Here is a 24,314-nt window from a genome sequence, read left to right as displayed (position 1 = left end):
TCGACCCCGCAACGAGCGCGGTGCTCGTCGATGAAGGCGTTCACTTGCGGTGATGGCGGTCGAGCTCCGCCTGGGCGAAATATGCGCTGGCCAACTTCAGGATCTCGTTGGTCTTGCGCAGTTCGCGCACCTCGCGCTCGAGTTCCTTGATGCGCTGCTGCTCGGCCGTCGTGGTGCCAGGCCGCACGCCGCTGTCGCGCTCGCCTTGGCGCACCCACTTGCGCAACGTCTCGCCGGTGCAGCCGATCTTGCTGGCGATCGACTCGATCGCTGCCCACTGCGACGGGTAATGGTCCTTGGCGTCGAAGACCATGCGCACTGCACGCTCCCGCACCTCGCGGGAAAACTTCGGGGACTTCCTCATGATGACTCCATTCTCAATCGAAGGAGCCTCCTCAAAATCCGGGGCGGTTCAAAGACGCGCTTGAGCAGCCGCGCCCAGCCGATGCGGTGCGGTCGGGCCTGGACGGTCTCGACTTCGCACTCGGCGGCGGCGGCCGCCTCGGTGGCCGCCTGTGCATGCGCGGGTGGGCCTTGCGGCACCACCACAGCCCGCAGCTTCGCGTTCGGCGCCAGGACGCCGTGAAACCTGAAGAGATGTAGCCGCGGCCGTGGGACCAGCGCGGCCAGCCGCTGCATGAACTCCAGCGGGCTCAACCCTGCAGGCCGCGCCCTCGCAGAGCTTGGGCCCTTCGCCTGGCGCAAACAGTCCACTGGACTGTTTGCGTCCCGCCTCAGCACCAGGTGCGTCGTGCCATCGCGCCACAGCGTCTTGAGCTTCAACTCCACCTGCCCGGCGACGTTGAGCTGCACCCGTTCGTCCGACAGCGCGGGGCGGGTGATGTAGCGGCACAACTGCTCCAGCCGCTTGCGGTCGTGCGCTTCCACCCGCACCGCGGCATGCAGGCTGAACCCGTCGATGTCGGCGCACAGCGGCTGGCGGGCCCGGTCCTCGCGCGGTATCGCGCCTCGCAGCATCAGCACCTTCTGCCCGGCGCGCGGGCCGAAAGCGATCCTGTAGGCCACAGCCGCGGCCTGCAGCGGCCTCAGCGTGCGCGCCTCCTCGCCGTCGGCATCCGGCTCGGCCAGGTAGGTCTGGCCCATGTCCTCGACAAGCACGCCTCGGCGCGTGAGCATCTTCATCAGCCGGGTGATGATGGTGTGCAGCAACGCGTGCAGTTCGTCGTCGGTGGGCGCACCCACCTCGACGAAGGCTGGCGCGCCGTCGCCGCCACACCGGTATACGCCGTCCAGCACCAGGCAGTGCAGGTGGATGTTGAGGTTGGCGGCCGACCCGAAGCGCTGGATCAGCGTGACGGCGCCGCCCTGGCCTTCGTCGGCCCTCAGCCCCGCGCGGGCCAGCAGGTGGCGCGTGAGCACACGCTGCACCCCCTGCAGCACCGGCGTGACCAGCTCGGGCTGCGCGGCCAGCAACAGGCGCAGCGCCATCGGCAGCGACAGCACCCATTGCCGCACCGGCACGTGCGGGATGACGTGCTCGACCAGGTGGGCGGCGGTTTGCGACATGCGTCGCGCCCCTCTTGCATCGCCCTTCGGGCGTGGCCCGCGCTGTGCGCGCGGGCGTGTCAGGCGCCCCTGCGTCGCGCCCGATTACACCCGCCTACGCCCCGACGGCGGCGAGCCGCGCCACCTTGACGAACCCCTCGACCTTGCGCCCCTTGCGCGCACGTCGGCCGACGTGCGCTTCGAGCGCGTTGCCGCGCAGCACCTCATCCTTGGCCTTGCCGCCGCGCCCGCTGCCGAACACCGCCAGGCGGTCGGCACACGTCGCCACCGACAGTAGCGGCGTCTTCGCGTCGACGTCCATCAGCGTCAGCCCGCGCCCGCCGTTGGGCTGCAGCTTCAGCTCGTCGAGCCCGAACACGAGCAGCCGCCCGTCGGCGGCCAGGCACGCGACCTTGTCGTGCGTCGGGGCGACGACGGCCGGCGCCAGCACGGTCTCGCCGGCTTCGACGCTCAGGAACGCCTTGCCGCCGCGCTGGCGCGCGTGCAGGTCGCCCGCGCGCGCGAGCAGGCCGCAGCCGCCGCTGCCGGCCAGCAGCAGCGTCGTGTCGGCCGCCCCGGCGAAGTAGTGCACCGGCTGCGTGCCCGCCTCAAGGTCGATCAGCGTCGTGATCGGCTGCCCGTCGCCGCGCCCGCCGGGCAGGTTCGCGACCGCGACGCTGTAGGCGCGCCCGTTGCTGCCGAGCACGACCAGCGTGTCGACGCTGCGGCACGCAAAGGTGCCGTACAGCGCGTCGCCGGCCTTGAACGCGAGCGTCGCGGTGTCGACCTCGTGGCCCTTGAGCGCCCTCACCCAGCCCTTGCGGCTCGCAACGACCGTCACCGGCTCGTCGATCACCTTCACTTCGGCCACCGCGCGCTTGTCGGCCTGGATCAGCGTGCGCCGCTCGTCGCCGTACTGCTTCGCGTCGGCTTCGATCTCCTTGATCAGCGTGCGCTTCAGCGCCGCCGGGCTGCCGAGGATCTCGTCGAGCTTCTTCTGCTCGTCGCGCAGGTCCTTGAGCTCCTGCTCGATGCGGATCGCCTCGAGCCGCGCGAGTTGGCGCAGCCGGATCTCGAGGATGTCCTCGGCCTGGCGGTCGGTCAGCTTGAAGCGCTCGATCAGCGCGGGCTTCGGCTCGTCGGCGTTGCGGATGATGCGGATCACCTCGTCGATGTTCAGCAGCACGAGCTGCCGGCCTTCGAGGACGTGGATGCGGTCGAGCACCTTGGCCAGGCGGTGGCGGGTGCGCCGCTCGACGGTGGCGCGGCGAAAGCCGATCCACTCCGTGAACACCTGAAGCAGGCCCTTCTGCGTCGGCCGCCCGTCGGCGCCGACCATCGTCAGGTTCACCGGCACGCTGGTCTCGAGGCTGGTGTGCGCGAGCAGCGTGTTGACGAGCTCGTGCGGGTCGACGCTGCGGCTCTTCGGCTCGAACACGAGGCGCACCGGCGCGTCCTTGCTGCTCTCGTCGCGCACGGCGTCGAGCACCGCGAGCACGGTCTGCTTGAGCTGCACCTGCTCCTGCGTCAGCGCCTTCTTGCCGGCCTTGACCTTGGGGTTGGTCAGCTCCTCGATCTCCTCGAGCACCTTCGCGGCGCTCGTGCCCGGCGGCAGTTCGGTGACGACGAGCTGCCACTGGCCGCGCGCGAGGTCTTCCGTCGTCCAGCGCGCGCGCACCTTCAGGCTGCCGCGCCCGCTCGCGTACGCGTCGCGGATCTCGGCCGGCGTGCTGATGACCTGCCCGCCACCGGGGAAGTCGGGGCCGGGCAGCAGCGCAAAGAGCTCGTCGTCGGGCAGCTTCTCGTCGCGGATCAGCGCCACCGCGGCGGCGGCCACTTCGCGCAGGTTGTGGCTCGGCACCTCGGTCGCCAGGCCCACCGCGATGCCGCTGGCGCCGTTGAGCAGCACGAACGGCAGCCGCGCCGGCAGCAGCCGCGGCTCGTCCTGCGAGCCGTCGTAGTTCGGCACGAAGTCGACCGTGCCCTCGTCGAGTTCGTCGAGCAGCAGGCGGGCGATCGGCGCGAGCCGCGCCTCGGTGTAGCGCATCGCCGCCGCGCCGTCGCCGTCGCGGCTGCCGAAGTTGCCCTGGCCGTCGATCAGCGGGTAGCGCTGGCTGAAGCCCTGCGCCATGCGCACCAGCGCGTCGTACGCGGCGGTGTCGCCGTGCGGGTGGAACTTGCCGAGCACGTCGCCGACCACGCGCGCGCTCTTGACCGGCTTGGCCCCCGCCGCGAGCCCCATGCGCTGCATTGCGTACAGGATGCGGCGCTGCACCGGCTTCTGGCCGTCGCACACGTCGGGCAGCGCGCGGCCCTTGACGACCGACAGCGCGTATTCGAGGTAGGCGCGCTCGGCGTACTCGGCCAGCGCGAGCGATTCCGCCGGCTCGGCCGGCGGCGGGGACAACAGGTCGGGCATGGCAACGGGGCGATTCGCGAAGCGCGCGATTCTGACTCAGCCCGCGGCGAGCAGCTCGCGCAGCAGCGGGTGCGGATAGCGGCGCTGCACGGTGACGGCGTAGAACGTTTCCTCGATCGACGGAATCGAACAGCGCTCGACGAGGACGCCTTGCGCCAGCTCGTCGTGCACGACGACCGGCGGCACGAGCGCGAGCACGCCGGTCTCGCGTGCGAGCAGGCGCAGCATCGCCATGTCGTCGACCTCGGCCAGCACGCGCGGGCGCACGCCCGCTGCCTCGAGCGCCAGATCGAACGCCGAGCGGTAGCCGCTCGACTCGCCGGGCAGGACGAGCGGCTGGTCGTGCAGGTCGTGCGGGAAGCGCAACGCGACCTCGGTGCGCCCGCGTGGCTTGCGCGACACGAGGCTCACCGGTTGGCGCGCGATCAGCCGGCTGCGCCAGCCGCTCGCGCGGTCGCCGGGAACCGGCTCGTTGGTCAGCACGACGTCGAGCGCGTGCGCACCCAGCTGCACCAGCAGCTCGCGCAGCCGCCCGGCGTGCAGGTGCACGCGCACGTCGTCGCGCCCGAGCAGCGGGCGCAGCCACGCGAGCTGGAAGTTGCGCGACAGCGTCGCCACCGCCCCCACGTGCAGCACCGGCACGGCTGCGCGCGGGCGGCCCTTGAGCGTGCCGACCAGCTCGTCGCCGGCCTTGAAGATCGTGTCGGCGTGGTCGAGTGCGATGCGCCCGGCCTCCGTCAGCACGAGGCGGCGATGCCGCCGCTCGAACAGCGGCTGCCCGAGCCGCTCCTCGAGCTGGCGCAGCTGGATCGACAGCGCCGACGGCGAGACGTGCAGCTCCTCGGCCGCGCGCGTCAGGCTGCGCCGGTGCGCGATGACCCAGAAGTAGCGCAGGTGGTGGAAGTTCAGTTCGGCCATCCGCTCAGTTTGATGCAATCGAACGACTTGTGCCAAACGTTGAACTGGACGAGCCGTGGGCCGGTTCCTAGCATCGCGACCCAGCGTCGACCTGGAGCCCCGCATGCCCGGCCTGGACCTGCTGCTCGCGAACCTGCTGCAACCGATCGTGCTCGCCTTCGTGCTCGGCGCCGTGGCCGGCTTCGTCAGGAGCGAGCTCGAGCTGCCCGACGCGGTGATCAAGCTGCTGTCGATCTACCTGCTGTTCTCGCTCGGCCTGACCGGCGGGCGCGAGCTCGCGCAGGCCGAGATCGGCGCCGTGCTGCCGCTGCTGGCGATCACGCTGCTGATGACGTTCGCGATCCCGACCGCGGCCTACGTCGTCGCACGCCGGTTCGGCCGCTTCGACGTGTCGAACGCGGCGGCGATCGCGGCGCACTACGGGTCGGTGTCGACGGCGACGTTCTTCTCCGCCGTCGCCTTCGCCGCGGCGATGGGCACGCCGGCCGAAGGCTACATGGCGGCGATGGTCGCGCTGATGGAGTTCGGCGTCGTCTATTCGCTGGCGCTGGCGCGCTTCGCGATGGGCCGCGCCAGCGGTGGCGTGCAGCCCGGCGCGCTCGTGCTCAGCGTGGTGCGCGGGCGGGGCATCCTGCTGCTGGCCGGCGGCATGGCGATCGGCGCGCTCGCCAGTGACCGCCAGTGGCAGCAGATCGAGCCGTTCTACGGCGACCTCTTCCGCGGGATGCTGATGCTGTTCCTGCTCGAGATGGGCATCACCGCGGCGCGGCAGATCCGGGCGTTTCGCGAGGTCGGCGCGTTCATGGCCGCGTTCGGCGTCGTGATGCCCGTCGTCCACGGGCTGGCCGGGGTCACGCTCGCGCACGCGGTGGGGCTGGGCACCGGCGCAGTGTTCGTGTTCGGCGCGATCTGCGCCAGCGCCTCGTTCATCGACGCGCCGGCCGCGTGCCGTGCGTCGCTGCCCGAGGCCAACCCCGGCATCTACCTGACGGCGTCGCTCGGCGTGACCTTGCCGTTCAACCTGCTCGTCGGCCTGCCGCTGTACTACCAGTACGCGTCATGGCTGGCGCGCTGACGGCGTGGCCGCGTACCGTCGGCGCAGCTCGAGCTTGTAGAACTTGCCGGTCGACGTGCGCGGGATCGCATCGATGACCTCGATGCGGTCGGGCAGCTGCCACTTCGCGAAGCCGTGCGCGAGCAGATGCTCGCCGAGCGCCCGCGCGTCGGCCTGCTGGCCCGCCTTGAAGACGACGCACGCCAGCGGCCGCTCGCCCCATTTCTCGTCGGGCACGGCGATCACGGCCGCTTCGGCCACCGCCGGGTGCGCCATCAGCGCGTTCTCGAGGTCGACGCTGCTGATCCACTCGCCGCCGCTCTTGATCAGGTCCTTCGTGCGGTCGGTGATGCGCACGAAGCCCAGTGCGTCCATCGTCGCGACGTCGCCGGTGCGCAGCCAGCCGTCGGCGGTGAACTTGTCCGGCGGCGAGCCCGCGCCGTGGTAGCTGCCGGTGATGAACGGCCCGCGCACCTGGATCTCGCCCATCGTCTGGCCGTCGTGCGGCGCGTCGGTGCCGTCGTCGGTGCGCAGGCGCAGCTCGACCAGCGGCACCGGCACGCCCGCCATCGCGGCGCGGCGGAAGCGCTCGTCGTCGCTCGCGTCTTTCAGCGACGCCGTCGGGTACGAGATCGTGCACACCGGCGACGTCTCGGTCATGCCCCAGCCCTGCAGGATCCAGATGCCGTGGCGCGCGAACGCGCGGATCAGGCTCTCGGGCACCGCGGCGCCGCCCACCAGCGAGCGCATGCCGGCCGGCAATTTCCAGCGCCCGGGCTGCTCGGTGAGCGCGCGCTCGTAGGTCTGGATCAACGTCAGCCAGATCGTCGGCACGCCGAGCGCCAGCGTCGGCGGCTCGCGCTGCATCAGGTCGAGCAGGTCGTCGGGGTGCAGGTGCGGCCCGGGGAACACCATCTTCACGCCCATCATCACGCAGCCGTACGGGATGCCCCAGCTGTTGGCGTGGAACATCGGCGTCACGGGCAGCACGACGTCGGTGCCCTTCAGGCCCCAGTAGTCCGCGAGGCTCGCGACGAGTGTGTGCAGCACCGTCGAGCGGTGCGAGTAGACGACGCCCTTGCTGCGCCCCGTCGTGCCCGACGTGTAGCACATCGCCACCGGGTCGTCCTCGGCGTGCGGCGCGTAGACGAAGCCGTCGGGGTCGGCGGCGGCGAGCAGCGCCTCGTAGTCGTCGAAGCCGTCGGGCACCGGCGCGCCCGAGAACGGGAACACGATCACGCGCTCGAACACGTGCCGGTCGGCGAACTGCCGGTACAGCGGCAGCAGCACGTCGTCGACGATCAGGAAACGGTCGGCGGCGTCGCTGGCGATGAAGCCGATCTCGTCGGGCGACAGGCGCAGATTCAGCGTGTGCATCACGCCGCCGGCGGCCGGAATGCCGAAGTAGCACTCCAGGTGCGCGTGGTGGTTCCAGCACAGCGTGGCCACACGGTCGCCCTTCTTCAGCCCCAGCCGCTGCAGCGCGCTGGCCAGCGCGCGCGTGCGGCGGTACCACTGGCCGTAGGTGTGCGTGACGAGGCTCTTGTCGGGCCGGCGGCTGACGAGCGTGTTGTCGCGAAACAGCGTGCCGGCGCGCTCGAGCAGGTGGTTCAGCGACAGCGGCACCTGCATCATCGTCGCTTGCATCGGGCGTCTCCTCGGGTGGTGTCCCGCACCCGATTCTTCGCCCGCGGTGCCGGATGCGCCACCGGGACAACCCAGCGCCGCTGCGCCGCGCTGCGCAGGCTGGCTACACGTCGACCTCGACCGCGTCGGCGCGCAGCTCCATCAGCTCGCGCCGCGCCGCGGCCTCGCCCTTGCCCATCAGCTTGTTCAGCGTCGCTACCGTCGCGTCGAAGCCGAACGCCCCGACGCTGACCGGCAGCAGCCGGCGCGTGTCGGGGTTCAGCGTCGTCTCCCACAGCTGCTCGGCGTTCATCTCGCCCAGCCCCTTGAAACGGCTGATCGTCCAGCTGCCTTCGCGCGCGCCTTCCTTGCGCAGCTTGTCGAGCGTGGCTTCGAGTTCGCCATCGTCGAGCGCGTAGAGCTTGGCCGCGGGCTTCTTGCCGCGCGCCGGCGCGTCGATGCGGTACAGCGGCGGGCGCGCGACGTAGACGTGACCGCGCTCGATCAGCTTCGGGAAGTGGCGGAAGAACAGCGTCAGCAGCAACACCTGGATGTGCGCGCCGTCGACGTCGGCATCGGACAGGATGCAGATCTTGCCGTAGCGCAGGCCCGACAGGTCGGGGTCGTCGTGCGGGCCGTGCGGGTCGACGCCGATCGCGACCGCGATGTCGTGGATCTCGTTGTTCTTGAACAGCAGGTCGCGCTCGACCTCCCACGCGTTGAGCACCTTGCCGCGCAGCGGAAGCACGGCCTGCGTCTCCTTGTCGCGGCCCATCTTGGCGCTGCCGCCGGCGCTGTCGCCCTCGACGAGGAACACCTCGTTGACGCTCAGGTCGCGGCTCTCGCAGTCGGTGAGCTTGCCCGGCAGCACCGCGACGCCCGAGCCCTTCTTCTTCTCGACCTTCTGCGCCGCGCGCTGGCGCACCTGCGCCTGGCGGATCACGAGTTCGGCGAGCTTCCTGCCGACGTCGACGTGCTGGTTCAGCCAGAGTTCCAGCGCCGGACGCACGTAGCCCGACACCAGGCGCAGCGCATCGCGGCTGTTCAGGCGCTCCTTGATCTGGCCCTGGAACTGCGGGTCGAGCACCTTGGCCGACAGCACGAAGCTCGCGCGCGAGAACACGTCGTCGCTCATCAGCTTGACGCCCTTGGGCAGCAGCGCATGCATCTCGATGAAGCCCTTGACGGCGGCGAACAGGCCTTCCTTCAGCCCGGCCTCGTGCGTGCCGCCGGCCACCGTGGGGATCAGGTTGACGTAGCTCTCGCGCAGCACCGCGCCCTCGTCGGTGAACGCGACGCACCACGCGGCGCCTTCGCCTTCGGCGAAGTTCTCGGTCTCGCCCTCCTCGGCGTAGTGCTCGCCCTCGAACAGCGGGATCAGCGGCTCGGCCGGCAGCGACTGCAGCAGGTAGTCGCGCAGGCCGCCCTTGTAGAGCCAGGTCTGCGTATCGGGCTCCTTCTGGCCCGGCTTCTCGACCGTCAGCGTGACGGTCACGCCGGGCATCAGCACCGCCTTGCTGCGCAGCAGGTGCACGAGCTCGTGGCGCGGCAGCTCGACGCTGTCGAAGTACTTCGCATCGGGCCACACGCGCACCTGCGTGCCGTGCCGGCGCTCGCCGGCGGCGGCCTTGCGCACCGCCAGCGGCTGCGCGACGTCGCCGCCGGCGAAGCCGATCTTCGCGACCTCGCCGTCGCGCCACACCGTGACCTGCAGCTTCTTCGCCAACGCGTTGGTCACGCTGACGCCGACGCCGTGCAGGCCGCCGCTGAAGCTGTAGGCGCCGCCTGCCCCCTTGTCGAACTTGCCGCCGGCGTGCAGCCGCGTGAACACGATCTCGACGACCGGCACGCCTTCGTCGGGGTGCAGCCCGAACGGGATGCCGCGTCCGTCGTCGTCGACGCTGACCGAACCGTCGGCGTGCAGCGTGACGCCGATGCGCTTGCCGAAGCCGGCGAGCGCCTCGTCGGCGGCGTTGTCGACGACCTCCTGCACGATGTGCAGCGGGTTGTCGGTGCGCGTGTACATGCCCGGGCGCTGCTTGACGGGCTCGAGGCCCTTGAGCACCCGGATCGAGGCTTCTTCGTAACGGCTGGTCTTGCTGCTGGGCATGGCGGCGGATTCTAGGGACCCCGCCTGCCCGGCCAGCGCGGCGCCTACTTCGCTTCGACGAGCCGCTTCAGGTTCGCCAGGCCCGCCAGATAGACCTGCGTCACGGCCCGCACCGCTGCCTCGTCGTTCTTGTCGGGCGGCGGATCGTTGTTCGGGTGGCCGCGGTAGAACGCGCCGCGCCACTCGACCACGGCCTTGCCGCCCTCGTCGCTGACCTGCAGCGTCGAGGTGTAGTTGGTCACCGGCAGCGCACCGCCGTCCTTCGCGCGGTACGCGTAGCGCATCTGCGCGTCGTCGTAGCGCTCGAGCGTCTCGATCAGCGTGCCGCCGTTCTTCAGCTTCAGCGTGCGCATCGAGCCGACCTCGTTGCCCTTGTCGGCGGGACTCTCGGCGACGTCGGGGTGCCAGTCCTTCAGCGCGTCGAAGTTCTTGATCCGCGCCCACACGGCCGCGGCCGGGGCGTCGATCACGACCTTCTCGGTCACCTTCTGCCGCGTCGGTCCGTGCGCGGCTGCGGGCACGACGGCGCCGAGCGCGGCGGCCAGCGCCACGACCAGCACCGCACGGCGTGGGCGGGGGTGCATCTGCATTCGCATCGTCTCCTGATGAGTCCGTCGGGGGTCAGCGGCCGGCGGGTGCGCCGATGAACGCACCGAAGCCGCGGCTATTCTGCCCGGTGCGCACCGTCTTCAGCAGCCGGCCGCTGGCGGCGTCGAGCACGCTGAGGCTGTCGTCCATCCAGTTGACGACGAACACCTCGCGGCCGTGCGCGGCCACGCCCTCGGGGTAGCCGAAGCCGTCGAGCGTGCGCACGACCTGCAGCGTGTCCGCGGCTATCACACTGACGGTGTCGTCGCGCTGGTTCGTCACGTACAGCAGCGCGCCGTCGGCGGTGAGCGCCGCGCCATACGGCGCCTTGCCGACCGCCACGCGCGCCACCGGCTGCAGCGTGCGCGTGTCGATGACGCTGACGTCGTCGCTGTAGACGCTGAGCACGTACAGGCGCTCGCGCGCGGCGTCGAACGTGACGGCGAACGGGTGCGCACCGACGCGCACGCGCGCACGCACGCGGCGCGTGTCGAGGTCGACGACGGCGACGTGATCGTCGTCGCGCTCGGCGACGAACGCGGTGCGGCCGTCCGGGTGGACGGCGACGCCGGCCGGGTAGCGGCCGACCGCGATCGCCGAGACGGGCCGCGCCGGGTCGGCGACGTCGATCACGACGACGCGGTGGCCGGCCCAGTCGGTGCCGACGACGAGGCGCCCGTCGCGCGTCGCGTCGAGCCCCATCGGGCCGAAACCGGGCTCGATCGTCTCGACGACGCGCTGGCTGCGCATGTCGATGACGCTGATCGCCTGCGCTTCGGGGTGGCCGACGTAGACCCGGCCCGTCGCCCCGACCGCGACGACGCCCGCCGGCGCGCGACGCACCGGCACGGTGGCCACCGCCTCACGCGTCGCGAGGTCGACGACGGTGACATCGTGGCTGCCCTGGTTCGTGACGTACGCGAACGGCGCGCCGGACGCGAAGCCGGCCGGCAGGGCCGCGAGCAGAGCGACCCTCATCGCGGTCGACAGGCGGTGGCGCAGGTTCATCACATCACGATAGCAGCCTGCGCCGCGGGGCCGCCGCCGCCCGCGCCACACGGCCCGCCGCGGTCTCGGCCAGAATCGCGCCGATGACCCCTTCGACCTCGTCACCGAGGCTGTCGATGACGCAGGTGCTGCTGTGCGGCGCCGCCATCGTCACGCTGAGCATGGGCATCCGCCACGGCTTCGGGCTGTGGCTGCAGCCGATCACGATGGAGCGCGGCTGGACGCGCGAGACGTTTGCGTTCGCACTCGCAGTGCAGAACCTCGCGTGGGGGCTGGCGGGTCCGTTCGCCGGCATGCTCGCCGACCGCTTCGGCGCCTTCCGCGTGCTGTTCGCCGGCGGCGTGCTGTACGCGGTCGGACTCGTGCTGATGGCGCTGGCCACGTCGGGGCTCGCGTTCACCGGCAGCGCCGGTGTGCTGCTTGGCATGGCGCAGGCCGGCACGACGTACGCGGTGATCTACGGCGTGATCGGCCGCCAGGTCGACCCGGTCAGGCGCTCGTGGGCGATGGGTGTCGCGGCGGCGGCCGGCTCGTTCGGCCAGTTCCTGATGGTGCCGGTCGAGAACTGGCTGATCGCCAGCTTCGGCTGGCAGTCGGCGCTGTTCATCCTCGGCTGCGCGGCGCTGGCGATCGCGCCGCTGGCACTGGGCCTGCGCGAGCCGAAGGCCGCCGCGCACACCGGGCCGACGCAGACGGTCGGCGCCGCGGTGCGCGAGGCCTTCGCGTACCCGAGCTTCCGCCTGCTGATGGCGGGCTATTTCGTCTGCGGCTTCCAGGTCGTGTTCATCGGCGTGCACCTGCCGAGCTACCTGAAAGACCAGGGCCTGACGCCGCAGGTGGCCACCGTCGCGCTCGCGCTGATCGGACTGTTCAACGTGTTCGGCACCTACGCCGCCGGCGCGCTGGGCCAGCGCCTGGCCAAGCGGCACATCCTCGCGGCGATCTACTTCCTGCGTTCGGTGGCGATCGTCACGTTCCTCGCGGTGCCGGTCTCGCCGTGGAGCGTCTACGTCTTCTCGGCCGTGATGGGGCTGCTGTGGCTGTCGACGGTGCCGCCGACGAATGCGGTGGTTGCGCAGATCTTCGGCGTGCAGTACCTGTCGATGCTCGGCGGCTTCGTGTTCCTCAGCCACCAGGTCGGCTCGTTCCTCGGCGTGTGGCTCGGCGGGCTGCTGTACGACCGCACCGGCAGCTACGACATCGTCTGGTGGATCGCGATCGCGCTCGGCGTCGCGGCCGCGGCGGTCAACCTGCCGATCCGCGAGCACCCGATCGCGCGGCCGGCGCCGGCGGGGGCCTGAGCGATGCCGCTGCGGCGCGTGCTGCTGTGGGTCGCGGCGCTCGCGGTGCTCGCGATGGTGTTCGCCGCGTACCTGCGCCCGCAGCTGATGCGCGACATGGCCGACTTCCTCTGGTCTTGCTTCTGATGCACGCCGGTTCGGGCCCGCATGACGCCGCCTCGCCGTGGGTGCGGCGCTGGAGCCCCCTCGTGCCCGTCGGCGCGCGCGTGCTCGACGTGGCCTGCGGCGGCGGGCGCCACGTGCGCTGGTTCGCCGAGCGCGGCTGCGCCGTGACCGCCGTCGACCGCGACGCGGCGGCGGTCGAGCCGCTGCGCGCGATCGCCCGCGTCGTCGTCGCCGACCTCGAGGCCGGCGCGTGGCCGCTGCCCGGCGAGACCTTCGACGCCGTCGTCGTCACGAACTACCTGTGGCGCCCGCTGCTGCCGACGATCGTGGCCAGCGTCGCCACAGGCGGCGTGCTGGTCTACGAGACCTTCGCGGTCGGCAACGAGACGGTCGGCCGGCCGTCGAATCCCGACTTCCTGCTGCGCCCGGGCGAGCTGCTCACCGCGGCACAGGGTCTGCGCGTCGTGGCCTACGAGGACGGCTTCGTCGAGCCGCCGCCGCGTTTCGTGCAGCGCCTGTGCGCGGTGCGTGCCGTTGCGGCGGCGGCCGCGCCGGTGCGCTATCCGCTGTAGGGCCGCCGCGCCGGTCGGCCTGGACCCCGCCCGGTAGAATCGCGGCACTGCGAGGATCCACCATGAGACCGATCACCGGAAGCATCGTCGCGCTCGTCACGCCGATGCACGACGACGGCCGCGTCGACTACGACGCGCTGCGTCGCCTGATCGACTGGCACGTCGCCGAAGGCACCGACTGCATCGGGGTCGTCGGCACCACGGGCGAGTCGCCGACGCTCAGCGTCGAGGAGCACTGCGAGGTGATCCGCGTCGCGGTCGAGCACGCCGCCAAGCGCGTGCCGGTGATGGCCGGCGCCGGCGCGAATTCGACCGCCGAGGCGATCGAGCTGACGCGCTTCGCGAAGAAGGTCGGCGCCGACTGCACGCTGCAGGTCGTGCCGTACTACAACAAGCCGACGCAGGAAGGCATCTACCGCCACTTCCGCGCGGTGGCCGAGGCGGTCGACCTGCCGCTGGTGCTCTACAACGTGCCCGGCCGCACCGTAGCCGACCTGCAGCACGACACGGTGCTGCGCCTCGCGCAGGTGCCGGGCATCGTCGGCATCAAGGAAGCCACCGGCGACATCGCGCGCGCAGCGTGGCTGATCCGCGAGGCGCCCGCCGGCTTCGCCGTCTACTCCGGCGACGACCCGACCGCGGTCGCGCTGATGCTGCTCGGCGGCCACGGCAACGTCAGCGTCACCGCCAACGTCGCGCCGCGCGCGATGCACGAGCTGTGCGTCGCCGCGATGGCCGGCGACGCGAAGCGCGCCACCGAGATCCACCTGCGCCTGCTGCCGCTGCACAAGCAGCTGTTCGTCGAGCCGAACCCGGTACCCGTCAAGTGGGCGCTGGCACGGCTGGGCCGCTGCGGCGGCGCGCTGCGCCTGCCGCTGGTGCCGCTCAGCGACGCCGCACAGCCGGTGGTCGAGCGCGCGCTGCGCGACAGCGGCCTGTTGTGAGCCGCCACCGCCGCCCGCTGGCCTCGCGCGCCACGACGGCGCTTTCCGCCCCCTGCCCTGCAGGCCGCACGCACGGCCGCCCCGACCCGATGCCCGCCACCCCTTCCCGCCTCGCCCGCGCCTTGCAGCTCACCGGCCTCGTCGCCGCCACTGCGGCGCTGACGGCCTGTTCGTCGACGGACTTCTTCAGCGGCGACAAGATCGACTACCGCAGCAGGGCCGCGAAGACCTCGCCGCTCGAAGTGCCGCCCGACCTGTCGCAGCTGTCGCGCGAAGCCCGCTACGTGCCGCAGGCCGGCAGCGTCTCGGCGACGGCCTATCAGGCGGCTGCCGCACCGACCGCCCCGGCCGCCGCCGGCGCGCCGACGGTGGCCGTCGGCGCGCGCGGCGAGTTCCGCATCGAGCGCAGCGGCAACGAGCGCTGGCTCGTCACGTCGCTGCCGCCCGAGGCGCTGTGGGCTCGGGTCAAGAGCTTCTGGCAGGAGCGCGGCTTCACGATCGTCTACGAGAACCCCGACGCCGGCGTGATGGAGACCGACTGGGCCGAAAACCGCGCCAAGATCCCGCAGGACTTCATCCGCAACACGATCGGGCGCGTGCTCGACGGCCTGTGGTCGACGGGCGAACGCGACAAGTTCCGCACGCGCATCGAGCGCACCGCCGACGGCGGCAGCGAGATCTACATCAGCCACCGCGGCCTGGTCGAGGTCTACGTCGCGCCGCAGCAGGCCGAAACGAAGTGGACGACGCGCCCGAGCGATCCGCAGCTCGAGGCCGAGTTCCTGACGCGGCTGATGACGTCGCTCGGCGCCCCCGAGGCGCAGGCGCGCGCTGCGGTGGCCGAGGCGCCGCAGCGCCCCGAGCGCGCACGCGCACTCACCGGCGGGCCCGGCGCGGCGCTGCAGGTCGACGAGCCGTTCGACCGCGCGTGGCGGCGCGTGGGCCTCGCGCTCGACCGCGCCGGTTTCACCGTCGAGGACCGCGACCGTGCCGGCGGCCTGTACTTCGTGCGCTACGTCGACCCCGGCGTCGAAGCGCGCGAGTCGTCGCAGCCGGGCTTCTTCGGGCGTCTGCTGTCGCCGCTGACCGGCCGCCGCGAGACGGCGGCCGCGCCGGTGCGCTACCGCATCGCGGTGCGCGCCGACGGCGACGCGCGCACGACGGTCGCGGTGCTCGACGCGCAAGGCGCGCCGGTGGCCGACGACGTCGGTCGGCGCATCGTCGCCGCGCTCGTGCAAGACCTCAAGTAGGCGGCGCTGCGCCGCGATGCGCTTTTGCAGCCTCGGCAGCGGCAGCCGCGGCAACGCGACGCTGATCGAGGCCCGTGATGGCACGCGCGTCACGCGCGTGCTCGTCGACTGCGGCTTGCCGCTGCGCGAGCTCGGCCGCCGCGCGGCGCGCCGCGGCGTCGAAGTGGCGACGATCGACGCGGTGTTCGTCACGCACGAGCACGGCGACCACGTGGGCTGCGCGCTCGCGCTGGCGCGCCGCCACGGCACGCCGCTGTGGATGAGTGCGGGCACGCGCGACGCGATCGCCGCTGCACTCGGCGACGCCGACGTGCCGCCGTCGCTGCGCGTGGCGCGTCACGGGGACGCGATCGCCGTCGGCGCGCTGGAACTGCGCCCGTTCGCGGTGCCGCACGACGCGCGCGAGCCGCTGCAGCTGACGGTCGGCGACGGCGCACGCCGCCTCGCACTGCTGACCGACCTCGGTTCGTTCGACGACGGGATCGAGGCGCAGGTCGCCGGCTGCGACGCGATGCTGCTCGAATGCAACCACGACCGCCGCCTGCTCGCCGACGGCCCGTACCCGGCGTTCCTGAAGCGGCGCATCGGCGGCGATCGCGGTCACCTCGCCAACGACCAGGCCGCGGCGCTGCTGCGGCGCTGCGCCCACCGCGCGCTGCGGCACGTCGTCGCAGCGCACCTGAGCGTGCACAACAACCGCCCGGAACTGGCGGCCCAGGCCTTGGCCGATGCGCTCGGTGCCGATCCGACGGAGATCACCGTCGCCGATGCCGACGACGGCTGCGGCTGGCGCAGCTTGGCGTGATCGCGCCACCCGCACGTCGCCCGACACCCGGACATGAAAAAGCCGCCCCGCAGGGCGGCCCGTCGTGCACCGTGCCGACGCGAGCGCCGGCACCGCGCGCCGCTTACTTGCCGACGGCCGAAGCAGCCGCGCCGACGGCCGAGGCCGCGGCGTCGGCAGCCGCGCCGACGGCCGACGCGGCGGCGTCGGCAGCGGCGCCGACCGCCGAGGCGGCTTCCGACGCCGCTTCGGCCACCGGCGCCGGGGCCGGAGCCGGAGCGGCCACCGGCGCCGGGGCCGGCGCGGGGGCTTCTTCCTTCTTGCCGCACGCGGTCAGCGCGACGGCCGCGAACAGCGAGGCCAGCAGGAGCGACTTGTTCATCTTCATCCTCGAGTGTTGTGGCAGGTTGGGGATAGCCGCGGCAGGGCACGGCAGACGTGCACCAACGTGGTCAACCTGCGATTCTATCCAGATTCGGGAAATTCCTTAGAAACTTCCTACAGCCCCAGCGTCGTCGCCGCGAACGAAGGCACCGACTGCTGCTGCAGTGCATCGACGATTTCGCGCCGCTGCCGCCAGTCCTCGGCCCCCTCGAACCACACGCCGCGCCAGCGCACGCGGTCGAGCACTTCGAAGCCCTGCGGCGCACGCGCGACGAACAGCGTCGGCATCTGCGACGCGTCGACGGCGACCTCGCGCCCGAGCACGCGATGCGCCTGGTGGCGGCGCCATGCGACGAAGCGCGGGTGCCGGCGCACGAGTTCGTCGAAGCCGCAGGCCAGCAGCGTGAGCTGCCGGCCCGGGCGCGCGAGCCACGCGCCGAGCGCGGCGATCAGCGCCGGGTCGTCGAGCGGCCAGTCGGCGAAGTCGGCGTCGCACCACCACCACTCGACCGGCGCGCGCTCGCCGTCGGCGGCCGACGCGAGCGCAATCACGGCGGCGCGAAACGCCTGCCGGCTGTCGATCGGTGCGCGCGGGGTCTCGGTCATCGTGCCCCTCCTGCAGCTTGTGCGTCGTCGGGGTGCAGCCAGCCGGCCGCGACCCAGTCGGCGACGAGTGCGGCGGCCTCGGGCGAGAGGCGCGCCGTGTGTTCGGCGTCGAGACGCCCGACGTCGGCGAGCCGGCGCAGCAGCCTGGCGTCGCGGCCGCCGGCGCGAAACGACTCGCCATTGACGAACAGGTGCCGCGCGTCGTAAAGCATGCGCGTGCGGCGGTCCAGCCGCAGAGCTTGCCCCGGCCGCCAGGCGCCAGCCGGCGCGAACCACACGTGCGGCTTCGGCTCGCTGAGCCACTCGCCCAACGCGGCGTCGAGCCGCTGCGGCTCGCGCAGCAGCGTCTGCAGCCGCGCGCGCGCGTGCACCGACAGCGCGGCGGGCACCTCGCCGGGCGTCGGCGTCGCGCGCTGACCGGGGTCGCGATACAGCCGCGCGTCGTCGTCGACGTGGTCGGCCAGCCGCTGCAGCAGCTCGCGCAGCAGCTCGTCGTGCCGCGGCGCACGAAAGCCGACCGAGCAGGTCATGCACTCGCCCACCGCGACGCCGTCGTGGCCCCAGCCGGGTGGCAGGTACAGCAGGTCGCCGGGCTCGAGCACCTCGTCTTGTTCGGGCGTGAAGCGGCGCAGGATCTTCAGCGGCACGCCGGGCACGAGCGACGCGTCGGCCACCGGACCCCAGCGCCAGCGCCGCCGCCCGTACACCTGCACGAGGAACACGTCGTACGAGTCGACGTGCGGCCCGACGCCGCCACCGTCGGTCGCGTACGAGATCATCACGTCGTCGAGCCGCGCCTGCGGCACGAAGCGAAAGCGCGCGAGCAGCGCGTGCGCGGCGTCGACGTGCGTGTCCAGCCCCTGCACGAGCAGCGTCCACCGCGGCTGCGCGAGCGGCGGCAGCGCGCGCCGCGGCAGCGGCCCGTGGCGCAGCGTCCAGCGCGCGCCGTCGCGCACGACGAGGCGCGACTCGACGTCGTCGCGCGCGGCCAGTGCGAACAGCGCCGCGCGCGGCAGCGGCGGCGTGACGCCAGGCAGCGCCTGACGCACCAGCAGCGGCTTCCTCTGCCAGTGGCGGCGCATGAAGGCGGCGGGGCTCAGCCCGCCGAGCAGCGGGGTCGGGGCGTCGATCGGGGGCGTCACGCAACCATTGTCGGCGCTCGCGCGGCTTGTGCCATCATGCCTTCATGCGCATCACCGCTCCTTGCGTCGTCAGCCTCACGTGGAGGCTGTCGAACGCGCAGAACCAGCCCATTGACGAACTGACCTCCCCGGTCGAGTTCTTCTTCGGCGGCGACGACCTGCTGCCCCAAGTCGAAGAAGCGCTGGCCGGCCACGCCGTCGGCGACGAGGTCCGCCTGCAGCTCGAACCCCAGCACGCGTTCGGCGACTACGACCCCGCGCTGGTGTGCTTCGAGGACCGCGCGCTGTTCCCCGACAACGTCACGCCCGGCATGGCTTTCGAGGGCCTGCCCGAGGGCGCAACGACGCAGGGCATGCCGCGCGACCGCGTCTACACCGTCACCGAGGTCTACCCCGAGCACGTCGTGCTCGACGGCAACCACCCGCTGGCCGGCATGGCGCTGCGGCTGCACATCAAGGTGCGCGACGTGCGCGAGGCCACCGCCGACGAGATCGAGGCGCGCAGCGTCGGCACACCCGACGTCAGCGTGCTGCCGGTGGCGCCGTCGAGCGCAACGCGGCACTGACGCGCGGCCGCCGATGTCGACCGACATCGCCTGGGGGCTGTTCCTCGCTGCGTCGCTCGCGCTGGCGATGACGCCCGGCCCCGACATGGTCTACGTCGTCTCGCGCGCGCTCGCCCAGGGGCCGCGTGCCGGCCTGGTGTCGGCCGCAGGACTGTCGGTCGGGCTGGCGGCGCACACGCTGCTGGCCGCGTTCGGCGTGTCGGTGCTGCTGCGCGCCTCCGAGACGGCGTTCGTTGCGCTGAAGGTGGCTGGCGCGCTGTACCTGCTGTGGATCGGCGTGCAGATGTGGCGCGCCGCGCCGCACCTGGACGTGCACGCCGCGCGCGACCGGCTCGACGCGGCGCGGCTGTTCTGGCAGGGGTCGCTGTCGGCGCTGCTGAATCCGAAGCTGGCGCTGTTCTTCCTCGCCTTCCTGCCGCAGTTCGTGCCGGCCGCCAGCACGACGCCGGTGGCCGACGCGGTCGCGCTCGGCCTCGCGTTCTCGGTGCTCGGCATCGGCGTGCAGGCGCTCGCGGGCCTCGCCGCCGGCCACCTCAGCGACGCGCTGCGCCGCAGCGACCGCGCGGTGCGGGCGCTGTTTCGCACCAGCGGCACGCTGATGGTCGTGCTCGGCGCGCGGCTGCTGCTCGCGCCGAAGTAGCGGCGCTCAGGCCTTGCCGGTCGAGCCGAACCCGCCCTCGCCGCGGTGCGACGCCTCGAACGACTCGACGCGGCGGAACCGCGCCTGCACCACCGGCACGATCACGAGCTGCGCGATGCGCTCGAGCGGCTCGACGACGAACGGCGCGTGGCCGCGGTTCCAGCAGCTGACCATCAGCGGTCCCTGGTAGTCGCTGTCGATCAGGCCCACGAGGTTGCCGAGCACGATGCCGTGCTTGTGGCCCAGCCCCGAGCGCGGCAGGATCAGTGCAGCGAGTCCCGGGTCGCCGATGTGGATCGCGATGCCGGTGGGAATCAGCGCCGTCTGCCCGGGGTCGAGCTTCAGCGGTGCGTCGAGGCACGCGCGCAGGTCCAGCCCGGCGCTGCCGGGCGTCGCGTAGGCGGGCAGCGCGTCGGCGACGCGCTCGTCGAGCACTTTCAGGTCGATCGTCGTCATGCGGTGTCCTTGACCGGCAGGCGTTGCGCGATCTCGCGCACGAGTGCGCGCGCCAGCGCGAGCTTGGTGCCCGGGCCCATCTCGCGTTCGCCCTGCGCGTCGACGAGCAGCAGCGTGTTGTCGTCGCGGCCGAACGTTGCCGGGCCCAGGTTGCCGACGACGAGCGGCACGCCCTTGCGCACGCGCTTGTCGCGCGCGTGCTTCGCGAGGTCGTGGCTCTCGGCGGCGAAGCCGACGCAGTAAGGCGCGTTCGGCAGCCGCGCGACGGCGGCGAGGATGTCGGGGTTGGCGGCCATCGCGATCGTCGGCGCGTCGTGGCCGTCGGCCTTCTTCAGCTTGCGCTCGGCGGCCTGCGCCGGGCGCCAGTCGGCCACCGCCGCGGTGGCGACGAACACGTCGTGCCCCGGCGCGAGCGGCAGCACCGCGTCGTGCATCTGCTGCGCGGTGCGCACGTCGAGGCGCGCGACGCCGCGCGGCGTGGGCAACGCGACCGGCCCAGCCACCAGCGTGACCTCGGCGCCCGCCTCGGCCGCCGCGCGGGCGATCGCAAAGCCCATCTTGCCGCTGGAGAGGTTCGTCACGCCGCGCACCGGATCGATCGGTTCGTAGGTGGGCCCGGCGGTCACGAGCACCTTGCGCCCGGCGAGCACCTTCGGCTGGAAGAACGCGATCACGTCGTCGCGGATCTCGTCGGGCTCGAGCATGCGCCCGTCGCCGACTTCACCGCAGGCCTGGTCGCCGCTCGCGGGGCCGAGCACGACGGCGCCGTCGGCGACGACCTGCGCGACGTTGCGCTGCGTCGCCGGATGCGCCCACATCTCGCGGTTCATCGCCGGCGCCACCAGCAGCGCGCAGCGCCCGATCGGCCGTGCGAGGCAGGCGAGGCTCAGCAAGTCGTCGGCGCGGCCCTGCGCGAGCTTCGCGATGAAGTCGGCGCTGGCCGGTGCGACGAGCACCGCGTCGGCCTCGCGCGTCAGGTTGATGTGCGCCATGTTGTTCGGCGCGCGCGCGTCCCAGGGGCTCGTGTAGACGGCGCGGTTGCTCAGCGCCTGCATCGTCACCGCGGTGATGAACTGCTCGGCGGCCTCGGTCATCACGACCTGCACCGTCGCGCCGGCCTTCACGAGCTCGCGCGTGAGCTCGGCGGCCTTGTAGCAGGCCACGCCGCCGGTCAGGCCGAGGACGAAGTGGCGGCCGGCGAGGTCGCCGGCGGCGTCGGCAGGGGTGGCGCCCGGCGAGTCGCTCATGGTGGCGCGCAATGTACCCCAGGCCGCCACGGCGGCCGGCCCGGCGCGGCCGTGCCGCCGGCGGCCCGCCGACCACGACGCTGCAAAGACCACAATTTTCAGAATTTTCTGAAACTCGCAACAATCGCCGAGTCGTCGCTCGACACCTGCCCCGGAGCACGCCGTGACCCACCTGACCCCACTCGTGCGCAGCTTCGTCGCCCACTTCGGCGAGATGGGCAGTCGCTGGGGCATCAACCGCACCGTGGGCCAGATCTACGCGCTGATCTTCGTGTCGCCGACGCCGCTGAACGCCGACGACATCGCGACGAAGCTGGAGTTCAGCCGCAGCAACGTCAGCATGGGGCTCAAGGAACTGCAGGCGTGGCGGCTCGTGACGCTGCGCCACTTGCCCGGCGACCGCCGCGAATACTTCGAGGCCCCGCACGACGCGTGGGAGGTCTTCCGCACGCTCGCCGAGGAGCGCCGCCGGCGCGAGATCGAGCCGACGTTGTCGATGCTGCGCAACGCGCTGCTCGAGGAGCCCACCGACGAGGCCGACCGCATCGCGCAGGAGCGCATGCGCGGCATGCACGAGCTGATCGAGCTGATGATGACCTGGTTCGACGACGTGCAGCGGCTCGACCGCCGCACGCTCGAGCAGCTGATGGCGATGGGCGCCAAGGTGCAGCGCCTGCTCGAGTTCAGCGGCAAGGTCAAGGGCGCGGTCGCGCTCAAACCCTGAGAGGACGATGACGATGGACGCCCTGATCCTGGCGCGCATGCAGTTCGCCGCCAACATCACGTTCCACATCCTGTTCCCGACGATCACGATCGCGCTCGGCTGGACGCTGCTGTTCTTCCGCTGGCGCTGGATCGCGACGCGCGACGACGCGTGGCTCGGCGCCTACCGCTTCTGGACCAAGGTGTTTGCGCTGAGCTTCGCGCTCGGCGTCGTCAGCGGCATCGTGATGAGCTTCCAGTTCGGCACCAACTGGCCGGGCTTCATGGAGCGCGTGGGCAACATCGCCGGCCCGCTGCTCGGCTACGAGGTGCTGACCGCGTTCTTCCTCGAGGCGACGTTCCTCGGCGTGATGCTGTTCGGCCACGGCCGCGTCAGCGAGCGCGTGCACCTGCTGGCCACGTTCCTCGTCGCCCTCGGCACCACGCTGAGCGCGTTCTGGATCCTGAGCCTCAACTCGTGGATGCACACCCCGGCCGGCTTCGAGATCCGCGACGGCGAGTTCTTCGTGCGCTCGTGGCTCGAGGTGGTGTTCAACCCGTCGTTCCCGTACCGGCTCGCGCACATGCTGCTCGCCTCGGGGCTGACGGTGGCGTTCCTGATCGCCGGCGTCAGCGCGTGGCAGGTGCTCAAGGGCAAGGCCAACGCCGCGACGCCGAAGGTGCTGCGCGCCGGACTCACGCTCGGCGCGGTGCTGATCCCGGTGCAGATCCTCGTCGGCGACCTGCACGGCCTGAACACGTTCGAGCACCAGCCGCAGAAGGTCGCGGCGATGGAAGCCGTGTGGCAGACCGAGCGCGGCGCGCCGCTGCTGCTCTTCGCCTGGCCCGACGAGGCCGCGCGCGAGAACCGCTTCGAGATCGGCATCCCGAAGGGCGCGAGCCTGATCCTCACGCACGAGCTCGACGGCGAGATCCGCGGGCTCGACGAATTCGTCGGCTCGCACCCCCCGGTGGCGCCGGTGTTCTTCGGCTTTCGCATCATGGTCGGCACCGGGCTGCTGATGCTCGCGGCGAGCTGGGCCGGGCTGTGGTGGTACCGCCGCCGCGGCTGGGTCGCCGAGCGGCTGCCGCGGCCGCTGCTGGGCGCACTGGCGTTGATGAGCTTCTCGGGCTGGGTGGCCACCGTTGCCGGCTGGTACGTCACCGAGATCGGCCGCCAGCCGTACATGGTCTACGGCCTGCTGCGCATCGACGAGGTCGCCTCGCGCGTGCCGGCGCCGATGATCGCGCTGACGCTGGCGCTGTACGTCACGGTCTACCTGGCGCTCGTCGTCGCCTACGTCGCCGTGATCCGGCACATGGCGGCCAAGCCGCTGGACCTGCCGGCGCCGCCGGCATCGAAGGCCGTGCCCGCCGGGAGCGCCGCATGAGCTGGGCCGAGTCGCTGCCGGTCGTCTTCCTCGCGCTGATGGGACTGGCGATGCTGGCCTACGTCGTGCTCGACGGCTACGACCTCGGCGTGGGCCTGCTGCTGCACCGCGCGACCGACGTCGAGAAAGACACGATGATCGCCAGCATCGGCCCGTTCTGGGACGCCAACGAGACCTGGCTCGTGCTCGGCGTGGGTATCCTGCTGATCGCGTTCCCGAAGGCACACGGCATGGTGCTGACCGCGCTGTACCTGCCGGTGGCGCTGATGCTCGTCGGCCTGATCCTGCGCGGCGTCGCGTTCGACTTCCGCGTCAAGGCGCACGACGAGCACAAGCCGCTGTGGAACTTCGCGTTCTTCGCCGGCTCGGGACTCGCCGCAGCGTCGCAGGGCTGGATGCTCGGGCGCTACATCACGGGCTTCGCACCGGGCTGGGAATACACGCTGTTCGCCGCCGTCATCGCGCTGCTGCTGCCGGCGGCCTACGTGCTGCTCGGTGCCGGCTGGCTGATCATAAAGACCGACGGCGCGCTGCAGAAGCGCGCGGTGCGCTGGGCCAAGATCGCGTGGCCGCCACTGGTGCTCGGCATCGGCCTGATCTCGGTCGCGACGCCATGGGTCAGCGACACGGTACGCGCGAAGTGGTTCGCACTGCCGGCCTTCATCGCGCTGATGCCGATCCCGCTGGCCACGCTCGTCGCGCTGGCCGGCGTGCGCTGGGTGCTCGACTCGCCGCGCGTGCTCGGCCGCTGGTGCTGGGCACCGTTCGTCGGCACCGTCGCGGTGTTCGTGCTCGGCGGCGTCGGGCTCGCCTACAGCCTGTTCCCGTACGTCGTGATGGACCGGCTGACGATCTGGCAGGCCGCCAGCGCGCCCGAGTCGCTCGCCGTGATCCTGATCGGCTGCGCCGTCACGGTGCCGGCGATCGTCGGCTACACCGTGTTCTCGTACCGCGTGTTCTGGGGCAAGGCGCAGCCGCTGTCGTACGGCTGACGC

The 24,314-nt window shown here is 72.0% G+C and carries 24 protein-coding genes, 1 pseudogene and 1 other annotated feature; of the genes and pseudogenes, 12 read left to right on the top strand and 13 right to left on the bottom strand.

Going from position 1 to position 24,314, the window contains the following annotated elements; genetic code table 11:
* Positions 1-86, bottom strand: a sequence feature (AL1L pseudoknot). This feature is flagged as partial in the annotation.
* The 4 genes and pseudogenes from DRV96_RS11360 to DRV96_RS11345 form a co-directional block, all read right to left on the bottom strand.
* Positions 1-364: pseudogene (locus DRV96_RS11360) on the bottom strand (transposase); the annotation flags it as partial. (Overlaps the previous feature by 86 nt.)
* Entirely contained in the window at positions 361-1,527 is a 1,167-nt protein-coding gene (locus DRV96_RS11355) for a transposase (protein ID WP_119291072.1), read from the bottom strand. The gene DRV96_RS11355 and the pseudogene DRV96_RS11360, both read right to left, overlap by 4 nt.
* Before the next feature lie 94 nt (positions 1,528-1,621).
* A complete protein-coding gene (gene parC, locus DRV96_RS11350) occupies positions 1,622-3,925 on the bottom strand; it encodes a DNA topoisomerase IV subunit A (protein ID WP_119291070.1) in 2,304 nt (767 codons plus the stop codon).
* Between the two features lie 36 nt (positions 3,926-3,961).
* Positions 3,962-4,843 carry a LysR family transcriptional regulator gene (locus tag DRV96_RS11345; protein WP_119291067.1) on the bottom strand — a complete coding sequence of 294 codons (882 nt, stop codon included), beginning with the start codon at positions 4,841-4,843 and terminating at the stop codon, positions 3,962-3,964.
* Between the two features lie 103 nt (positions 4,844-4,946).
* Between DRV96_RS11345 and DRV96_RS11340 the strand changes: the two genes are divergently transcribed.
* Positions 4,947-5,918: a sodium-dependent bicarbonate transport family permease gene (locus DRV96_RS11340; RefSeq protein WP_119291065.1), complete on the top strand. Its 972-nt coding sequence runs from the start codon at positions 4,947-4,949 to the stop codon at positions 5,916-5,918.
* Here the strand turns inward: DRV96_RS11340 and DRV96_RS11335 are convergent.
* The 4 genes from DRV96_RS11335 to DRV96_RS11320 form a co-directional block, all read right to left on the bottom strand.
* Positions 5,901-7,544, bottom strand: a complete 1,644-nt coding sequence (locus DRV96_RS11335; RefSeq protein WP_119291063.1) for a long-chain fatty acid--CoA ligase — start codon at positions 7,542-7,544, stop codon at positions 5,901-5,903. The two genes, DRV96_RS11340 and DRV96_RS11335, sit on opposite strands and share 18 nt — an antisense overlap.
* A gap of 103 nt (positions 7,545-7,647) precedes the next feature.
* On the bottom strand, positions 7,648-9,516 hold the full coding sequence (locus tag DRV96_RS11330) for a DNA topoisomerase IV subunit B (RefSeq protein WP_419187050.1): 1,869 nt from the start codon (positions 9,514-9,516) through the stop codon (positions 7,648-7,650).
* A 161-nt stretch (positions 9,517-9,677) separates the two neighbouring features.
* Positions 9,678-10,223, bottom strand: a complete 546-nt coding sequence (locus DRV96_RS11325; protein ID WP_119291059.1) for an SRPBCC family protein — start codon at positions 10,221-10,223, stop codon at positions 9,678-9,680.
* A gap of 31 nt (positions 10,224-10,254) precedes the next feature.
* Positions 10,255-11,199: a YncE family protein gene (locus DRV96_RS11320; protein WP_119291089.1), complete on the bottom strand. Its 945-nt coding sequence runs from the start codon at positions 11,197-11,199 to the stop codon at positions 10,255-10,257.
* Positions 11,200-11,312: 113 nt separating this feature from the next.
* On the opposite strand from DRV96_RS11320, the gene DRV96_RS11315 reads away from it, so the two are divergent.
* The 6 genes from DRV96_RS11315 to DRV96_RS11295 all read left to right on the top strand — a co-directional run bounded on the left by DRV96_RS11315 (position 11,313) and on the right by DRV96_RS11295 (position 16,206).
* Positions 11,313-12,530 (top strand): MFS transporter, encoded by a 1,218-nt coding sequence (locus DRV96_RS11315; protein WP_119291057.1) that lies wholly within the window; start codon positions 11,313-11,315, stop codon positions 12,528-12,530.
* A gap of 3 nt (positions 12,531-12,533) precedes the next feature.
* Positions 12,534-12,656: a hypothetical protein gene (locus tag DRV96_RS18715; protein ID WP_259371663.1), complete on the top strand. Its 123-nt coding sequence runs from the start codon at positions 12,534-12,536 to the stop codon at positions 12,654-12,656.
* On the top strand, positions 12,656-13,207 hold the full coding sequence (locus tag DRV96_RS11310) for a class I SAM-dependent methyltransferase (protein WP_119291054.1): 552 nt from the start codon (positions 12,656-12,658) through the stop codon (positions 13,205-13,207). The genes DRV96_RS18715 and DRV96_RS11310 overlap by 1 nt, the downstream gene beginning before the upstream one ends.
* A gap of 62 nt (positions 13,208-13,269) precedes the next feature.
* Positions 13,270-14,151 carry a 4-hydroxy-tetrahydrodipicolinate synthase gene (gene dapA, locus DRV96_RS11305; RefSeq protein WP_119291052.1) on the top strand — a complete coding sequence of 294 codons (882 nt, stop codon included), beginning with the start codon at positions 13,270-13,272 and terminating at the stop codon, positions 14,149-14,151.
* 89 nt (positions 14,152-14,240) lie between these two features.
* Entirely contained in the window at positions 14,241-15,401 is a 1,161-nt protein-coding gene (gene bamC, locus DRV96_RS11300) for an outer membrane protein assembly factor BamC (protein ID WP_119291050.1), read from the top strand.
* A gap of 16 nt (positions 15,402-15,417) precedes the next feature.
* A complete protein-coding gene (locus tag DRV96_RS11295; protein ID WP_119291048.1) occupies positions 15,418-16,206 on the top strand; it encodes an MBL fold metallo-hydrolase in 789 nt (262 codons plus the stop codon).
* Between the two features lie 103 nt (positions 16,207-16,309).
* Here the strand turns inward: DRV96_RS11295 and DRV96_RS11290 are convergent, their stop codons facing one another.
* The 3 genes from DRV96_RS11290 to DRV96_RS11280 all read right to left on the bottom strand — a co-directional run bounded on the left by DRV96_RS11290 (position 16,310) and on the right by DRV96_RS11280 (position 18,257).
* Complete coding sequence (locus tag DRV96_RS11290) at positions 16,310-16,567, bottom strand: hypothetical protein (RefSeq protein WP_119291087.1); 258 nt, start codon at positions 16,565-16,567, stop codon at positions 16,310-16,312.
* Between the two features lie 116 nt (positions 16,568-16,683).
* The gene (locus DRV96_RS11285) at positions 16,684-17,175 is read right to left on the bottom strand and encodes a hypothetical protein (protein ID WP_119291045.1); all 492 of its coding nucleotides are present in this window, start codon (positions 17,173-17,175) and stop codon (positions 16,684-16,686) included.
* The gene (locus DRV96_RS11280; RefSeq protein ID WP_119291084.1) at positions 17,172-18,257 is read right to left on the bottom strand and encodes a cupin domain-containing protein; all 1,086 of its coding nucleotides are present in this window, start codon (positions 18,255-18,257) and stop codon (positions 17,172-17,174) included. The genes DRV96_RS11285 and DRV96_RS11280 overlap by 4 nt, the downstream gene beginning before the upstream one ends.
* A gap of 104 nt (positions 18,258-18,361) precedes the next feature.
* Here DRV96_RS11280 and DRV96_RS11275 point away from each other — a divergent pair, with 104 nt between their 5' ends.
* Both DRV96_RS11275 and DRV96_RS11270 read left to right on the top strand, forming a co-directional pair.
* Positions 18,362-18,883: an FKBP-type peptidyl-prolyl cis-trans isomerase gene (locus tag DRV96_RS11275; protein WP_119291043.1), complete on the top strand. Its 522-nt coding sequence runs from the start codon at positions 18,362-18,364 to the stop codon at positions 18,881-18,883.
* 13 nt (positions 18,884-18,896) lie between these two features.
* On the top strand, positions 18,897-19,523 hold the full coding sequence (locus DRV96_RS11270; RefSeq protein WP_119291040.1) for a LysE family translocator: 627 nt from the start codon (positions 18,897-18,899) through the stop codon (positions 19,521-19,523).
* A gap of 6 nt (positions 19,524-19,529) precedes the next feature.
* Here DRV96_RS11270 and dut read toward each other — a convergent pair whose 3' ends face one another.
* Positions 19,530-19,979: a dUTP diphosphatase gene (gene dut / locus DRV96_RS11265; RefSeq protein WP_119291038.1), complete on the bottom strand. Its 450-nt coding sequence runs from the start codon at positions 19,977-19,979 to the stop codon at positions 19,530-19,532.
* On the bottom strand, positions 19,976-21,226 hold the full coding sequence (gene coaBC, locus DRV96_RS11260; RefSeq protein ID WP_119291036.1) for a bifunctional phosphopantothenoylcysteine decarboxylase/phosphopantothenate--cysteine ligase CoaBC: 1,251 nt from the start codon (positions 21,224-21,226) through the stop codon (positions 19,976-19,978). Before coaBC ends, dut begins: the two co-directional genes overlap by 4 nt.
* Before the next feature lie 214 nt (positions 21,227-21,440).
* On the opposite strand from coaBC, the gene DRV96_RS11255 reads away from it, so the two are divergent.
* Genes DRV96_RS11255 through DRV96_RS11245 form a run of 3 tightly spaced genes read left to right on the top strand, consistent with a single transcriptional unit; the run spans position 21,441 to position 24,311 of the window.
* Complete coding sequence (locus tag DRV96_RS11255; protein WP_210757029.1) at positions 21,441-21,950, top strand: GbsR/MarR family transcriptional regulator; 510 nt, start codon at positions 21,441-21,443, stop codon at positions 21,948-21,950.
* 13 nt (positions 21,951-21,963) lie between these two features.
* A complete protein-coding gene (locus DRV96_RS11250; protein WP_210757028.1) occupies positions 21,964-23,319 on the top strand; it encodes a cytochrome ubiquinol oxidase subunit I in 1,356 nt (451 codons plus the stop codon).
* Positions 23,316-24,311, top strand: coding sequence for a cytochrome d ubiquinol oxidase subunit II (locus tag DRV96_RS11245; RefSeq protein ID WP_119291032.1), 996 nt, complete (start codon positions 23,316-23,318; stop codon positions 24,309-24,311). The genes DRV96_RS11250 and DRV96_RS11245 overlap by 4 nt, the downstream gene beginning before the upstream one ends.
* The last annotated feature ends 3 nt before the right edge of the window (positions 24,312-24,314 follow it).

Source organism: Azohydromonas sediminis (assembly GCF_003574675.1).
Lineage (GTDB): Bacteria > Pseudomonadota > Gammaproteobacteria > Burkholderiales > Burkholderiaceae_C > Calidifontimicrobium > Calidifontimicrobium sediminis.
The sequence above is the reverse complement of the archived record's forward strand: the minus strand, read 5'-3'. Positions and strand labels throughout refer to the sequence as shown.

Bases quoted from the DNA above. Each gene is read 5' to 3' on its own strand.
- DRV96_RS11325 (WP_119291059.1), bottom strand. From the start codon at position 10,223: ATGCAGATGCACCCCCGCCCACGCCGTGCGGTGCTGGTCGTGGCGCTG.
- dut (WP_119291038.1), bottom strand. From the start codon at position 19,979: ATGACGACGATCGACCTGAAAGTGCTCGACGAGCGCGTCGCCGACGCG.
- DRV96_RS11245 (WP_119291032.1), top strand. From the start codon at position 23,316: ATGAGCTGGGCCGAGTCGCTGCCGGTCGTCTTCCTCGCGCTGATGGGA.
- DRV96_RS11250 (WP_210757028.1), top strand. From the start codon at position 21,964: ATGGACGCCCTGATCCTGGCGCGCATGCAGTTCGCCGCCAACATCACG.
- DRV96_RS11280 (WP_119291084.1), bottom strand. From the start codon at position 18,257: ATGCGCCGCCACTGGCAGAGGAAGCCGCTGCTGGTGCGTCAGGCGCTG.
- DRV96_RS11315 (WP_119291057.1), top strand. From the start codon at position 11,313: ATGACCCCTTCGACCTCGTCACCGAGGCTGTCGATGACGCAGGTGCTG.
- DRV96_RS11355 (WP_119291072.1), bottom strand. From the start codon at position 1,527: ATGTCGCAAACCGCCGCCCACCTGGTCGAGCACGTCATCCCGCACGTG.
- DRV96_RS11320 (WP_119291089.1), bottom strand. From the start codon at position 11,199: ATGAGGGTCGCTCTGCTCGCGGCCCTGCCGGCCGGCTTCGCGTCCGGC.
- DRV96_RS18715 (WP_259371663.1), top strand. From the start codon at position 12,534: ATGCCGCTGCGGCGCGTGCTGCTGTGGGTCGCGGCGCTCGCGGTGCTC.
- parC (WP_119291070.1), bottom strand. From the start codon at position 3,925: ATGCCCGACCTGTTGTCCCCGCCGCCGGCCGAGCCGGCGGAATCGCTC.
- DRV96_RS11345 (WP_119291067.1), bottom strand. From the start codon at position 4,843: ATGGCCGAACTGAACTTCCACCACCTGCGCTACTTCTGGGTCATCGCG.
- DRV96_RS11340 (WP_119291065.1), top strand. From the start codon at position 4,947: ATGCCCGGCCTGGACCTGCTGCTCGCGAACCTGCTGCAACCGATCGTG.
- DRV96_RS11285 (WP_119291045.1), bottom strand. From the start codon at position 17,175: ATGACCGAGACCCCGCGCGCACCGATCGACAGCCGGCAGGCGTTTCGC.
- DRV96_RS11255 (WP_210757029.1), top strand. From the start codon at position 21,441: ATGGGCAGTCGCTGGGGCATCAACCGCACCGTGGGCCAGATCTACGCG.
- coaBC (WP_119291036.1), bottom strand. From the start codon at position 21,226: ATGAGCGACTCGCCGGGCGCCACCCCTGCCGACGCCGCCGGCGACCTC.
- dapA (WP_119291052.1), top strand. From the start codon at position 13,270: ATGAGACCGATCACCGGAAGCATCGTCGCGCTCGTCACGCCGATGCAC.
- DRV96_RS11310 (WP_119291054.1), top strand. From the start codon at position 12,656: ATGCACGCCGGTTCGGGCCCGCATGACGCCGCCTCGCCGTGGGTGCGG.
- DRV96_RS11295 (WP_119291048.1), top strand. From the start codon at position 15,418: ATGCGCTTTTGCAGCCTCGGCAGCGGCAGCCGCGGCAACGCGACGCTG.
- bamC (WP_119291050.1), top strand. From the start codon at position 14,241: ATGCCCGCCACCCCTTCCCGCCTCGCCCGCGCCTTGCAGCTCACCGGC.
- DRV96_RS11275 (WP_119291043.1), top strand. From the start codon at position 18,362: ATGCGCATCACCGCTCCTTGCGTCGTCAGCCTCACGTGGAGGCTGTCG.
- DRV96_RS11270 (WP_119291040.1), top strand. From the start codon at position 18,897: ATGTCGACCGACATCGCCTGGGGGCTGTTCCTCGCTGCGTCGCTCGCG.
- DRV96_RS11290 (WP_119291087.1), bottom strand. From the start codon at position 16,567: ATGAACAAGTCGCTCCTGCTGGCCTCGCTGTTCGCGGCCGTCGCGCTG.
- DRV96_RS11335 (WP_119291063.1), bottom strand. From the start codon at position 7,544: ATGCAAGCGACGATGATGCAGGTGCCGCTGTCGCTGAACCACCTGCTC.